The 13808-nt window shown below is 44.5% G+C and carries 12 protein-coding genes; 9 read left to right on the top strand and 3 right to left on the bottom strand.

The window, feature by feature from the left end; all coding sequences use genetic code 11:
- Positions 1-21 precede the first annotated feature (21 nt).
- Positions 22-1179 carry an acetylornithine deacetylase gene (gene argE / locus Xhom_RS03165; RefSeq protein WP_069317354.1) on the bottom strand — a complete coding sequence of 386 codons (1158 nt, stop codon included), beginning with the start codon at positions 1177-1179 and terminating at the stop codon, positions 22-24.
- 119 nt (positions 1180-1298) lie between these two features.
- Between argE and argC the strand changes: the two genes are divergently transcribed.
- From argC to oxyR, 5 genes are all read left to right on the top strand, one after another.
- Positions 1299-2303: an N-acetyl-gamma-glutamyl-phosphate reductase gene (argC, locus tag Xhom_RS03160; RefSeq protein ID WP_069317353.1), complete on the top strand. Its 1005-nt coding sequence runs from the start codon at positions 1299-1301 to the stop codon at positions 2301-2303.
- A gap of 90 nt (positions 2304-2393) precedes the next feature.
- Positions 2394-3167 (top strand): acetylglutamate kinase, encoded by a 774-nt coding sequence (gene argB / locus Xhom_RS03155; protein WP_069317352.1) that lies wholly within the window; start codon positions 2394-2396, stop codon positions 3165-3167.
- 17 nt (positions 3168-3184) lie between these two features.
- Entirely contained in the window at positions 3185-4396 is a 1212-nt protein-coding gene (locus Xhom_RS03150) for an argininosuccinate synthase (RefSeq protein WP_069317351.1), read from the top strand.
- 72 nt (positions 4397-4468) lie between these two features.
- Positions 4469-5842: an argininosuccinate lyase gene (gene argH / locus Xhom_RS03145; protein ID WP_069317350.1), complete on the top strand. Its 1374-nt coding sequence runs from the start codon at positions 4469-4471 to the stop codon at positions 5840-5842.
- 114 nt (positions 5843-5956) lie between these two features.
- Complete coding sequence (gene oxyR, locus Xhom_RS03140) at positions 5957-6874, top strand: DNA-binding transcriptional regulator OxyR (RefSeq protein ID WP_099139644.1); 918 nt, start codon at positions 5957-5959, stop codon at positions 6872-6874.
- Here the strand turns inward: oxyR and sthA are convergent.
- Positions 6866-8263 (bottom strand): Si-specific NAD(P)(+) transhydrogenase, encoded by a 1398-nt coding sequence (sthA, locus tag Xhom_RS03135; protein WP_069317348.1) that lies wholly within the window; start codon positions 8261-8263, stop codon positions 6866-6868. The genes oxyR and sthA overlap by 9 nt on opposite strands.
- A 205-nt stretch (positions 8264-8468) precedes the next feature.
- Here sthA and fabR point away from each other — a divergent pair, with 205 nt between their 5' ends.
- Together fabR and Xhom_RS03125 are read left to right on the top strand one after the other, a co-directional pair.
- Entirely contained in the window at positions 8469-9116 is a 648-nt protein-coding gene (gene fabR / locus Xhom_RS03130) for an HTH-type transcriptional repressor FabR (RefSeq protein ID WP_069317347.1), read from the top strand.
- 25 nt (positions 9117-9141) lie between these two features.
- Positions 9142-9513, top strand: coding sequence for a YijD family membrane protein (locus Xhom_RS03125; protein ID WP_069317346.1), 372 nt, complete (start codon positions 9142-9144; stop codon positions 9511-9513).
- A 76-nt stretch (positions 9514-9589) separates the two neighbouring features.
- On the opposite strand, the gene trmA is transcribed toward Xhom_RS03125, so the two are convergent.
- Positions 9590-10690 (bottom strand): tRNA (uridine(54)-C5)-methyltransferase TrmA, encoded by a 1101-nt coding sequence (gene trmA / locus Xhom_RS03120; RefSeq protein ID WP_069317345.1) that lies wholly within the window; start codon positions 10688-10690, stop codon positions 9590-9592.
- Positions 10691-10915: 225 nt separating this feature from the next.
- On the opposite strand from trmA, the gene btuB reads away from it, so the two are divergent.
- Entirely contained in the window at positions 10916-12730 is a 1815-nt protein-coding gene (gene btuB, locus Xhom_RS03115; RefSeq protein ID WP_069317344.1) for a TonB-dependent vitamin B12 receptor BtuB, read from the top strand.
- Positions 12675-13538 (top strand): glutamate racemase, encoded by an 864-nt coding sequence (gene murI / locus Xhom_RS03110; RefSeq protein WP_069317343.1) that lies wholly within the window; start codon positions 12675-12677, stop codon positions 13536-13538. Before btuB ends, murI begins: the two co-directional genes overlap by 56 nt.
- Positions 13539-13808 lie beyond the last annotated feature (270 nt).

Below are 13808 nucleotides of genomic sequence, written 5' to 3'. Positions count from 1 at the left end.
ATAACGCCTGATTGACTTGTTTTAATCGGCATCCAAACAAAAATGCTCAACAATCTGAGAAATCAGTTTTCTCGTTGGTTCAATAAACGCCATATCCAAGTACTCATCAGGCTGATGTGCCTGTTCAATCGAACCCGGTCCCAAGACTAATGTCGGACATAATTCTTGAATAAAGGGGGCTTCCGTACAGTAATTGACGGTATCTGCTTTGGTTCCCAACAGTTTTTCAATCACTTCAACCCGTTTATGATCTGTAGGGCACTCATAACCCGGAATGGGGGGATGAAGCTCTGTCACGCTCAGGCGTCCCGGCCAGCGTTGTTTCACGGGTTCCAATGCTTCATTCAGCAAGCCGTTCAAATCCTGCAAGGTCAATCCTGGCAATGGGCGGATATCCATATGCAGTTCGCAGCAGGCACAAATGCGGTTGGCAGCGTCTCCGCCGTGAATATGACCGAAGTTCATGGTCGGGTAAGGAATGACGAAAGCCGGATTGTGATAGCGTTCCTGCAAGGTATGACGCAGTTTTATCAATTGGCTAATGGATTCGTGCATAAGATCAATGGCATTAACGCCTCGCTCGGGATCACTGGAATGCCCTGATCTTCCTTCAATGCGGATAGCTTGGGCCATGTGGCCTTTATGGGCACGGATTGGTTGTAATGAAGTTGGTTCACCGATGATAGCGAAATCAGGCCGAATGTTGGTATTGGCAGCAAAGTAACGCGCTCCTGCCATTGATGTTTCTTCGTCAGCGGTCGCCAGAATATAAAGGGGGTGAGACAGTTTGCTGGTATCAATATCTCGTAGTGCATCAACAATAAAGGCAAAAAAGCCTTTCATATCCGCCGTGCCAAGTCCATATAGCTTGCCGTCGCGTTCGGTCAGAGTGAAGGGATCTTGTGTCCAACGCCCTGCATCAAAAGGAACGGTATCTGTATGACCACATAACAATAACCCTCCCGGACCACTGCCCAATGTTGCCAATAGATTAAATTTTCCTCGGGTTTCAGGGATGGGTTGAATCTCAATGGAAAAGCCAATCTCTTTTAGCCATTCCGCCAGTAAATTAATGACAATTTCGTTGCTTTGATCGAGTTCAGCATCGGTTGCGCTGATAGAAGGAGCGGCAATAAGTTGGCGATATAATTTAATAAATGACGGTAATTTAATATTCACTGTTGACAGCCCTTACTCATGATAGTATCAATATTCATGCAAATTAATTGCATACAAATGCAATTGTATCTTTGGGTTAATAGAGTCTTTGGATTAATAATACAAGGTGAATAAATCCCATGCTGAATACGCTGATAGTTGGTGCCAGTGGTTATACCGGTGCAGAGGTAGCAGCTTATCTACAACGTCATCCCCATGTTCATCTCTCCGGCTTAATGGTGTCTTCTGAAAGTTCAGATGCGGGGAAATGTTTTTCAGAACTTCATCCTCAATATAAGGGTATTGTTGATTTGCCTTTACAGCCATTGACTGATGTGACTGAGGCAGCGAAAGATATTGATGTAGTTTTTCTTGCCACTGCCCATGAAGTCAGCCACGACATTGCCCCCATATTTTTAGCAGAGGGTTGTACTGTGTTTGATTTATCCGGTGCATATCGTGTACAAAATACACAGTTTTATGCAAAATACTACGGATTTGAACATAAAAATACTGCATGGTTAGAGCAAGCGGCGTATGGATTGGCAGAGTGGCAGGCAGAGAAAATCAAGCAAGCACGGCTGATTGCCGTGCCCGGTTGTTACCCCACTGTTTCCCAACTTTCATTGAAGCCATTGCTTGAACAAAATTTACTGGATACTGAGCACTGGCCCGTCATCAATGCCGTCAGTGGTGTGAGTGGTGCAGGGCGGAAGGCATCGATAACAAACAACTTTTGCGAAGTCAGTTTGCAGCCTTATGGGATTTTTAACCATCGCCATCAACCTGAGATCGCCACACACTTAGGCACAGAGGTGATTTTCACTCCCCATTTGGGCAATTTTTCACGCGGTATTCTTGCCACAATCACCTGCAAATTGAAACCCGGTGTGACAGAAGCACAAATTAGAGAATCTTATCAGCAGGCTTACCATGATAAGCCGCTGGTGCGTTTATATAGTAAAGGGGTACCTGCTTTGAAAGCCGTTGTAGGTTCGCCATTCTGTGATATTGGGTTTGCTGTACAGGGACAACATCTGATCATCGTGGGTGCTGAGGATAATTTGCTGAAAGGTGCAGCAGCACAAGCCGTACAGTGCATGAATATTCGTTTTGGATATGAGGAAACTCTGGCATTGCTTTAATGCAATACCAATAGGACGTAATACCGATAAAACGTAATAGCGATAGATTGTAATGCCAACAGATTTTAATACCGACAGAGGATAAATCCGATGGAACCGTTAGTTATCAAGTTGGGTGGTGTGTTATTAGACAGTGAAGAAGCGCTGGAACGGTTATTTACCACATTGCAGTCATACCGAAAAAACCATAAACGTCCACTGATCATTGTGCACGGTGGTGGCTGTCTGGTTGATGAGCTGATGAAAAAGTTGCAATTGCCTATTTTGAAGAGACAGGGGCTGAGGATTACGCCAGAAGACCAAATCGACATCATTACGGGAACATTGGCAGGAACTGCCAACAAAAAATTACTGGCATGGGCAACAAAATTCCGTTTGCCGGCTATTGGACTATGTTTGGGTGATGGTGGAGCCGTTGAGGTTTCTCAACTTGATGAAACGTTTGGCCACACAGGAAAGGCATTACCGGGGAAGCCTGATCTTCTGAAAATTTTGCTGGATGTAGGCTATATACCGATTATCAGTTCAATTGGTATCACCGAGCAGGGTGAGTTGATGAATGTCAATGCGGATCAAGCAGCTACCGCTATCGCACAGGTACTAAATGCGGATTTGGTTTTGTTGTCTGATGTCAGCGGTATTCTGGATGGAAAAGGCCAGAAAATTCCAGAAGCGACAGCGGAGAAGATCGAACAACTTATTGAGCAGGGCATCATTACCGCAGGCATGATAGTGAAAGTAAATGCGGCATTGGAAGCGGTAAAAACCCTTGGGCGCCCAGTGGATATTGCGAGTTGGCGGCATGCAGATCAGTTGATCGCGTTATTTAATGGTATCCCCGTCGGCACACGAATTTTGGCGTAATTAAAAAGGTTATCTCTATGACTAAAAGCATTAAAAAAATCGTACTGGCATATTCTGGTGGTTTGGACACATCTGCCATTATTCCGTGGTTGAAAGAACATTATGGTAATTGTGAAGTGATCGCGTTTGTCGCCGATGTCGGGCAAAGTCGTGACGATCTGGAAGGGGTTGAGCAGAAAGCATTGCGTTCTGGTGCTTCGGAATGTCATATCGTCGATCTGCGTGAAGAATTTATCAAAGAATATGTTTATCCCGTGTTAAAAACGGGGGCGTTATATGAAGGCAGTTATCTTCTTGGTACGTCAATGGCTCGCCCAATTATTGCCAAGGCTCAGGTGGAATTGGCTCTGAAAGTCGGTGCTGATGCTGTCGCCCACGGTGCAACTGGCAAAGGTAACGATCAGGTTCGGTTTGAGAGTACTTATACTGCATTGGCACCCCACCTGAAAGTGGTTGCTCCGTGGCGGGAATGGGATCTGCGTTCCCGTGAAGCGCTATTGGATTATTTGAAAGTACGTAATATTCCTACTACCGCCACGCTGGAGAAAATCTATAGTCGTGACGAAAATGCATGGCATATCTCAACCGAAGGCGGAGTTTTGGAAAGCACATGGAATGCTGCGAATAAAGATTGTTGGGCATGGACAGTTGAACCTGAAGAGGCTCCCAATGAACCGGAATATGTCACCGTGACAGTTGAAAAAGGTGAAGTGGTTGGTGTGAATGGTCAGGTATTTTCGCCATATCAATGTCTTAACCAACTGAATGAGCTGGGGGCGAAGCATGGGATTGGTCGGATAGATATTGTGGAAAACCGTTTGGTAGGCATGAAATCCCGTGGCTGTTATGAAACACCGGGAGGAACCATCATGATGGAAGCGTTGAGAGGGGTTGAGCAACTGGTGCTGGATCGTGATAGTTTCAAATGGCGTCAACAATTGGGATTGGAAATGTCCTATGTTGTCTATGATGGCCGTTGGTTTGCACCTTTGCGTGAGTCTATTCAGGTTGCCGCAGAAACATTGGCTGAGAATGTCAGTGGAGAAGTGGTGCTGAAATTGTATAAAGGACAGGTGACTTCGGTTCAGAAAAGATCGGCCAATAGCCTCTATTCTGAAGAGTTCGCGACTTTTGGAGAGGACGAAGTTTACGATCACAGCCATGCGGAAGGGTTTATCCGCCTCTATTCGCTTTCTTCACGCATCCGCGCGCTGAATAGCAAAAAGTAATTTCTGGCAATTAGCTGTACTAATTAGAAAAAACAGTTAGAGCAAACGGTTAGAAAAAACAGGAAGGATATTATGGCACTTTGGGGTGGACGTTTTAGTCAGGAAGCCGATCAGCGGTTCAAGCAATTCAACGATTCTCTGCGTTTTGATTATCGTTTGGCTGAGCAGGATATTGTTGGCTCGGTTGCATGGTCAAAGGCATTGGTTACGGTCGAAGTATTAACTTCCGGAGAGCAGCAAAAGCTGGAGCTGGCTTTGAACGAGCTACTGGATGAAGTACGAATCAACCCCAAGGCCATTTTGCAAAGCGATGCGGAAGATATTCACAGTTGGGTCGAAAGTCAGCTTATCGCGAAAGTGGGGGATTTGGGCAAAAAACTCCATACAGGACGCAGCCGTAATGATCAGGTCGCGACTGACCTGAAATTGTGGTGCAAAGATCAGATTGTTTATATCCAGCAAGCGCTTGTCGAGTTGCAGCAAGCGTTGGTAATCACGGCCGAAAATAATCAGAATGCGGTGATGCCGGGTTATACCCATTTACAGCGGGCACAGCCTGTCACTTTTGCTCATTGGTGTCTTGCCTATGCGGAAATGTTTGGTCGTGATGAGAGCCGTTTGCAAGATGCACTGAAACGGTTGGATGTCAGTCCGTTGGGATGTGGTGCTTTGGCGGGAACGGCTTATGATATTGACCGGGAACAATTGGCATCATGGCTTGGCTTTGCCTCGGCGACCCGCAATAGTCTGGACAGTGTTTCCGATCGCGATCATGTCTTGGAACTGTTGTCAGATGCGAGCATTAGCATGATCCATCTGTCACGTTTCGCCGAAGATCTAATTTTCTTTAATAGCGGAGAAGCCGGGTTTGTTGAATTGTCGGATCGGGTAACTTCTGGTTCTTCTCTGATGCCACAAAAGAAAAACCCAGATGCTCTGGAGCTTATCCGGGGTAAATGTGGCCGCGTTCAGGGTGCATTAACGGGTATGATGATGACGCTGAAAGGGCTTCCTCTCGCCTACAATAAAGATATGCAGGAAGATAAGGAAGGCTTATTTGATGCGCTTGATACATGGCTGGATTGCTTGCATATGGCGTCGCTGGTGTTGGATGGTATCCAAGTGAAACACTCACGTTGTGAGGAGGCCGCCAAACAGGGATATGCCAATGCAACTGAGTTAGCTGACTATTTGGTGGCAAAAGGTGTCCCATTCCGTGAAGCGCATCATATTGTCGGTGAAGCTGTCGTGGCGGCCCTTGCCAAAGGTAAAGCATTGGAAGAGCTTTCTTTGCTTGAGTTGCAAAAATTCAGTGATGTTATTTCGGCGGATGTTTATGCCATTTTATCGCTGCAATCCTGTCTGGATAAGCGTTTGGCAAAAGGGGGAGTAGCACAGAAACAAGTGAAGCAAGCGATTGAACAGGCGAAGCAACGATTGAGGTAAAGCTATTTAGTTAAAAAAGACCAATAATCACAAGCGGTTGATAGTTTTTTCCCCTAGTGGATATAATGATTTATTGATCAATACTATCATTGATATCAAACGCAGAGGTTGGGAATGAATATCCGCGATCTGGAATACCTTGTGGCACTTGCTGAATATCGACATTTTCGTCGTGCTGCTGATGCTTGTCATGTTAGTCAACCGACGTTAAGTGGGCAAATCCGCAAACTGGAAGATGAGTTGGGGGTAATGCTGCTGGAACGTACTAGCCGCAAGGTATTATTTACCCAACAGGGAATGTTGTTGGTGGAACAGGCCAAAACCGTATTGCAAGAGGTGAAGGTCTTGCAGGAAATGGCCTCCCTGCAAGGCGAAAGTATGTCGGGGCCACTGCATATTGGCCTTATCCCAACAATAGGCCCTTATCTCCTGCCACTCATCATTCCTGAACTGCATAAATTGTTCCCCAAATTAGAAATGTATTTACATGAGGCGCAAACTCAAAACTTGCTGGCACAGCTCGATAGCGGGAAACTCGATTGCGCCATTCTGGCGTTGGTGAAAGAAACGGAAGCATTCATTGAAGTACCACTGTTTGAAGAACCCATGAAACTCGCGGTATATGAAGAACACAAGTGGGCAGATCGAACACAGATCAGGATGAGTGAGCTATCTGGCGAAAAATTATTAATGCTGGAAGATGGGCATTGTTTGCGTGATCAGGCGATGGGGTTCTGTTTTCAGGCAGGCGCCAAAGAAGATACCCACTTCAGGGAAACCAGTCTGGAAACGCTTCGTAATATGGTAGCTGCTGGCAGTGGTATAACGTTATTGCCTGATTTGTCAGTGCCGAAAGAGAGAAAGCGTGATGGTATTTGTTATTTGGAATGTTGTGAGCCAGAACCTAAGCGCACTGTTATCTTGATTTATCGCCCTGGTTCACCTCTGCGTGGTCGCTATGAGCAATTGGCAGAGGCGATTCGGGCTAAAATGGGTAACTATTTCGAAGTTAGCGAGAAAATATCAAAATAACCGATTTAACCCATTGAGGGCCGCAACACGGTAGGCTTCCGCCATTGTTGGGTAGTTGAAGGTAGTATTAACGAAATATTCGATATTATTGCCTTCACCTTTCTGTTCCATAATGGCCTGACCGATATGAATGATCTCTGCGGCGCGCTCGCCAAAACAGTGGATACCCAGAATCTGTTTTGTTTCACGGTGGAACAGAATTTTTATACTGCCAACATTCATACCCGCAATTTGTGCTCTTGCCAGATGTTTGAATTGAGCGCGGCCTACCTCATAAGGAACTTTCATTGAGGTTAACTGCTGCTCAGTTTTGCCGATTGAGCTGATTTCAGGAATGGTATAAATCCCCGTTGGAATGTCATCCACCAGATGCTGAGTCGCACTGCCTGTTGTTATTGCTTTTGCTGCGATGCGCCCTTGATCGTAAGCCGCAGAAGCTAAACTCGGATAGCCAATCACATCGCCCACGGCGTAGATATTTTCATTACTGGTTTGGTAGACACGATTGACTTTAAGTAAGCCACGACTGTCTGTTTCCAACCCGACATTCTCTAAACCTAACGTGTCTGTATTACCTGTGCGGCCATTGGCATACAACAGGCAGTCTGCTTTGACTTTTTTGCCGGATTTCAGATGGATAATCACGCCATTATCAACACCTTCAATCTTTTCATATTCTTCGTTGTGACGGATGATAACGCCACTATTCCAGAAATGGTAAGACAGGGCATCAGACATTTCTTGATCAAGGAAAGAGAGAAGATGATCCCGTGTGTTGATCAAATCCACCTTAACGCCTAATCCTCGGAAGATAGAAGCATATTCACAGCCAATTACCCCAGCACCATAAATGATAACGTGACGGGGTTCGTGATCCAGTTGCAGGATGGTATCGCTGTTGTAAATACGGGAGTGAGTGAAATCGACATCGGGAGGAGAGTAAGGGCGGGAGCCAGTAGCAATGATTATTTTATCCGCACTTATGACATCAACACTACCATCGGCATAACGGACACTTACTCGATGTTCATCAATGAATGTGGCTTCTCCCGAAAACATTCGGCATCGATTACGTTCATAAAACCCTTGGCGCATTTTGGTTTGCTGGTTAATAACGACTTCAGCATGACGCAGGATTTCAGAAAATGAGGAACGGAGAATGCGGGAGTTATCACTGTAAAGAGGATTTTGATTAAATTCGATAATACGGCTGACAGCATGACGAAGCGCTTTCGACGGGATTGTACCCCAGTGGGTACATCCACCACCGACATTATTATAACGTTCTATAACAGCAACGTTTTTACCTTGTTTCACTAACCCCATTGCGGCTCCTTCCCCTCCGGGACCAGAACCAATCACAATGGCATCAAAATGAGTATATTGCATAGAGGAAAGACCTGTTTTTATACAAAATAACAACTCTATCTTAACATTACTTGATGTAATAACCCAATGAGCATGCGTTTTTTATCTCACCGTTTAAAATAAATAGGAAAATAGCGAATAAAATCTTTAAGAGAACAATCACAGCAAACTCAACAGAATCTGTTATATTTGCCCCATTATAGAGTCGAGATAGATCAGGATTGTTGTGAGTAACGTAACCGGCGTTAGAGCAAAACAGAAAGAAAAAACTCGTCGCTCTCTGATTGAAGCGGCATTCAGTCAACTTAGCGCTGAACGCAGTTTCACAAGCCTGAGTTTACGGGAAGTAGCTCGGGAGGCTGGTATTGCACCGACTTCATTCTATCGCCATTTTCGGGATGTCGATGAGTTGGGGCTGACAATGGTGGATGAAAGTGGCCTGATGTTGCGCCAGTTAATGCGCCAGGCTCGTCAGCGCATCGCTAAGGGTGGCAGTATCATCCGCACTTCTGTTTCAACGTTTATGGAGTTCATTGGCAACAATCCCAACGCGTTCCGGCTGTTGCTGCGTGAACGTTCTGGCACATCGGCTGAATTTCGTGCGGCGGTCGCACGGGAAATCCAACATTTTATTGCTGAACTGGCAGACTACCTTGAACAAGCGAGTCATATGCCACGACATTTTACTGAAATACAAGCCGAGGCGATGGTGACAATTGTATTCAGTGCAGGTGCAGAAGCACTGGATATTGATGAGGAAAAAAGGCGTCGTCTCGAAGAGCGTTTAGTTTTACAACTCCGCATGATTTCCAAAGGTGCTTATTATTGGTATCGTCGTGAGCAAGAAAAAACCACTATCCCTAAAATCCCCTAAATAATAATGAAAGGAGAATAATACGATGGAACAATACCGCCAAGATAAAAGCACAATGTTGCTGGCTCTTATCGTTGGATTGGCAACTCACGGAACTTTCTCAGCATTTTTTAATTCGTTTGTGCCTTTTTCCATTTTTCCGATTATCGCATTGGTACTCTCTGTGTATTGTCTCCATCAACGTTATTTGAATTATCCAATGGCAGAAGGGTTACCAAAATTGGCCACGGGATGTTTCTTTCTGGGAATGTTCATGTACAGTGCGTTTATTCGGATGGAATATCCAGAAATTGGCTCCAATTTCTTGCCTGTTATTATTGGTACTGTTTTGGTGTTTTGGCTTTACCTAAAAGTCAGAGGACGCAAGCAGCAGGCGATGACTATTGCAGAAAGCTAAAGTTGATGATTTTTTCCTGAATTCGATGGATTAACGAAAAACGCCACAAGACCAGCTTTGTGGCGTTTGATGACGATTAGAGTCTTTTTTCCAGCAGTACGCCACATTCCATATGATGGGTATAAGGGAATTGATCGAAAAGTGCCAATTTGCTGATGTTATGTGTTTGCGTCAGTGTTTCCAGATTTTGGCAGAGTGTTTCAGGATTGCAGGAAATATAAAGAATGCGTGGATAGGCTTGAACCATTTTGACCGTTTCTTCATCCAATCCACTGCGAGGAGGATCAACAAAAATGGTCTCGCAGTGATAACTTTTTAAATCAATGCCTTGTAGTCGATTGAATTCCCGCTCTCCATTCATGGCTTGTGTAAACTCTTCCGCTGACATGCGGATAATCTGCACATTATCAATCTGATTCGCTGCAATATTAAATTGTGCGGCTGCAACCGAAGGTTTAGCGATTTCGGTCGCCAGTACCCGATCAAAATTTCGTGCCAGTGCCAGAGAAAAATTACCATTACCACAATACAGCTCAAGCAGATCACCCTTGGTATTTTGGGTGGCATCAATTGCCCATTCCAACATATGAATATTGATGCTGGCATTCGGTTGTGTGAAGCTGTTTTCTACTTGGCGGTAAATCATGGTCTTACCTGCAACAGACAACTCTTCATCTATATAGTCATGGTCGAGCATGATCTTAGTTTTTGATGCACGCCCAATAAGTTGAACATCAAATCCTGCCACTGTTAATTGTTCACGCAGCGCGATTGCCTGATCACGCCATTCATCACCCAGTTTTTTGTGATAAAGCAAAGATACAATGATTTTATTACTGCGTGTGGAAAGATAGTCCACCTGAAACAGTTTGTGACGCAATACTGGGTTATCTTTTACACCAGCAACGATGGACTGCATCATGCTATTGATAAGCTGATTGGCAACTGGAAATTGATCAACACGGATACGCTGTTTGGTCTGTTGATCAAACATAATGTGGTAAAGGTCATCTTCTTCATGCCAAATGCGGAATTCTGCTCTCATCCTGTAATGTGATGAAGGAGAACGGAAAAATTCAGGCTCAGGTGCGCTAAAGGGGGTCATCATTCCTTTTAGACGATGGACCTTCTCCATCAATTGGTGTTCATAATTTTCCGTTGGCAAAGCATTCTGCATTATCTGATTCTCGTATGGTCGCGTTAAGAAAAATTTCCGAGCGGCATTGTAGGGGAAGTGCAAAGGATGTCCAGTGTTCTGGTTTACCCGCCTCTTTTTTTGATGGGGAGGCATTCTGGACATGTTATTGCCTTCATCGTAGCATGGCATTTTACAGTTAGATGCGTAATAGTTAGATATATAGTTATATACATAGTCAGATACCATTCTCTCATTACAAATCCCATGATAAATAAAAAACATATTCTTTTATCTGCTGCATCTGTAGCAGTGTTTTCTAGCTGGAGCTATTTTGCTGTTGCTGATAATCAAGATTCGTTAGTAGTGACCGCAAATCGCTTTAAACAGCCGATTTCTTCTGTTTTGGCTCCAATGACGGTAGTGACCCGTGAAGATATAGACCGCTGGCAATCTAATAGTTTGGTTGACGTACTGCGTCGCTTGCCAAGTGTTGATATTGCGCAGAATGGCGGTATTGGGCAGAACGCTTCCTTATTTGTTCGTGGCACAAATTCCAGTCATGTTTTGGTGTTGATAGATGGAATCCGCTTAAATCAGGCAGGAAGTATGGGGTCGGTTGATTTTAGCCAAATCCCGGTATCAATGGTGCAAAGAATAGAATATATCCGTGGTGCCCGTTCTGCGGTGTATGGCTCTGATGCCATTGGTGGCGTTGTTAATATCATCACAAAGCGGGAGCAACAAGGAACAACACTGAATGCAGGGTTAGGTTCTAACGGATATCAGAACTATAACGGTTCTACACAACAAAAAATCGGTGAGAAGACCTTATTAAGCGTAGCAACGGGCTATGTCTATACTAAAGGGTTTGATGTCGTGTCGGGTAGCGGGAGCAATGAGCCGGATCGCGATGGGTTTATGAGTAAAACGTTGTGGCTGGACATCGATCATAAATTCAATGATCAATTCAGCGGATTTGCGCGTACCTATGGATATGATAATAGAACAAATTATGATGGGGATTTTACGGATACCCGAAAACTAGTTAGTCGCAATTACGAAACCGGGCTTCACTTTAATCAAGGCATATACTCTTCTCAATTCATCGCCAGTTATAGCTATGTGAAAGATTATAATTTTAAGCATAAGCGCTATGCTGGAAACGCAACCTTGAGTGATTTCAAACAATATAATGCTCAATGGGGAAACGTATGGCAGGTTGGTCATGGTGCAATCAGTAGTGGAATAGATTGGAACAGAGAATCCGTTGCGGCAGGCTCCAATAATATTCCAGTACAAAAAGCGATTGATAACACCGGATTGTATTTAACTGCACAACAAAAATTGCATGATTTCACCTTAGAAGGGGCTGTGCGTTCAGATCATCGCTCTGAATATGATTGGAATACAACATGGCAAACTGGAGCGGGCTGGGAATTCATTGATGGATATCGCGTGGTTGCTTCCTATGGAACTGCATTTAAAGCTCCAACACTTGGACAACTCTATGGTTGGGGAGCTAATCCAAGTTTGAAAGCGGAGACAAGCAAACAGTGGGAAGCTGGAATTGAAGGATTAACAGGGCCACTGAATTGGCGTCTGTCTCTTTATCACAATGATATTGAACAATTGATCAACTTCGCGAATAACCGTAATGAGAATATAGATAAAGCTAAAATAAAAGGTGCCGAATGGACAGGGGCGATGGATACCGGCATATTTCAGCACCAGTTGACATTACAGTACGTCGATCCACGTGATGGCAACAATCAGCAATTGATGCGCAGAGCTAAGCAACAAGTTAAATACCAACTAGATTGGGACGCTTTCAATGTTGATTGGGGGATCACCTATCAATATATCGGTCAACGATATGATAAAGATTATAATGTTTATCCCTCTAAAACGATTAAATTGGGTGGAGTAAGCATTTGGGATGTATCAGCTTCTTACCCAATCACTAATCGTTTAACAATACGTGCTAGAATAGCTAATCTGTTTGATAAAAATTATGAGACAGCGTATGGCTATCGCACTCCAGGAAGAGAGTACTATCTCACTGGTAGCTACAACTTCTGATTTAAATAAGACTGCCCGTCCAACGATTCTGGTTTTTGATTCCGGTGTGGGGGGGTTATCTGTTTACCAAGAGATTTGGCAACTATTGCCGGATCTCCACTATATATATGCTTTCGATAATGAAGCATTCCCTTATGGCGAAAAAACTGCTGAAGTGATCATCGAAAGAGTCGTGAAGGTTGTGGATACTATCCAGAAAAAACATCCTTTGGCTGTTGTCGTTATTGCTTGTAATACTGCCAGTACGGTCAGTTTGCCTGCTTTACGCGAACGTTTTTCCTTTCCGGTCGTTGGTGTGGTGCCTGCAATCAAACCTGCCGCGAAATTAACTTGTAACCGTGTTGTGGGATTATTGGCGACACGCGCCACGGTAAATCGCGACTATACCAAAGAATTAATTACACGATTCGCTACGGGGTGTCAGGTTCATTCCATAGGGTCTGCTGAGTTGGTGGAATTAGCTGAACAGAAACTACATGGAAAGGATGTCCCAAGGGAAGAGCTGGTGAAAATATTGAAGCCGTGGCTGAGAATGGAAGAGCCTCCGGATACAGTTATATTGGGATGTACCCATTTTCCTCTGATAGCAGAAGAGCTTTTGCAAGTTTTGCCTGATGGGACAAGATTAATTGATTCTGGGGCTGCTATTGCTCGTCGAACGGCTTGGTTGATTAAAAATCGGGATGATTTGTTTTTGACAACGGCGGATAGTTTGGCCTATTGCACAAAAAAAGAGACTAATAGTGAAGCTCTTCGACCTGTTTTACGTAAATATGGCTTCCTGACGCTGGAAAAACTACCAACTTAAGTGCAATTTGCTGCAATAACCATCGGTTGGTGATTTTTTTCAAAAAAAACTATTGCCAGTCTCAGAAAACTCCCTATAATGCGCCACCACTGACCGACGCCGAGCTGAGACACGCCGCAGACGCCAGTCGGAGACCGGCGAAAAATAAACGCTTGACTCCGGAGGCAAACAGCGTAAGATACGCAGCCTCGCAACACGGAGAACCTCTCCGGTTGCCCCGCTCTTTAACAATTTAATCAGACAATCTGTGTGGGCACTCGCAAGACCCTA

Source organism: Xenorhabdus hominickii (assembly GCF_002632725.1).
GTDB lineage: Bacteria > Pseudomonadota > Gammaproteobacteria > Enterobacterales > Enterobacteriaceae > Xenorhabdus > Xenorhabdus hominickii.
Note: the sequence above shows the minus strand (reverse complement) of the source record. Positions and strands in the feature narration are given on the sequence as shown.

Coding starts and splice junctions, on each gene's coding strand:
- argC (WP_069317353.1), top strand. CDS start 1,299: ATGCTGAATACGCTGATAGTTGGTGCCAGTGGTTATACCGGTGCAGAG.
- argB (WP_069317352.1), top strand. CDS start 2,394: ATGGAACCGTTAGTTATCAAGTTGGGTGGTGTGTTATTAGACAGTGAA.
- Xhom_RS03150 (WP_069317351.1), top strand. CDS start 3,185: ATGACTAAAAGCATTAAAAAAATCGTACTGGCATATTCTGGTGGTTTG.
- argH (WP_069317350.1), top strand. CDS start 4,469: ATGGCACTTTGGGGTGGACGTTTTAGTCAGGAAGCCGATCAGCGGTTC.
- oxyR (WP_099139644.1), top strand. CDS start 5,957: ATGAATATCCGCGATCTGGAATACCTTGTGGCACTTGCTGAATATCGA.
- sthA (WP_069317348.1), bottom strand. CDS start 8,263: ATGCAATATACTCATTTTGATGCCATTGTGATTGGTTCTGGTCCCGGA.
- Xhom_RS03125 (WP_069317346.1), top strand. CDS start 9,142: ATGGAACAATACCGCCAAGATAAAAGCACAATGTTGCTGGCTCTTATC.
- trmA (WP_069317345.1), bottom strand. CDS start 10,690: ATGCAGAATGCTTTGCCAACGGAAAATTATGAACACCAATTGATGGAG.
- btuB (WP_069317344.1), top strand. CDS start 10,916: ATGATAAATAAAAAACATATTCTTTTATCTGCTGCATCTGTAGCAGTG.
- murI (WP_069317343.1), top strand. CDS start 12,675: ATGGCTATCGCACTCCAGGAAGAGAGTACTATCTCACTGGTAGCTACA.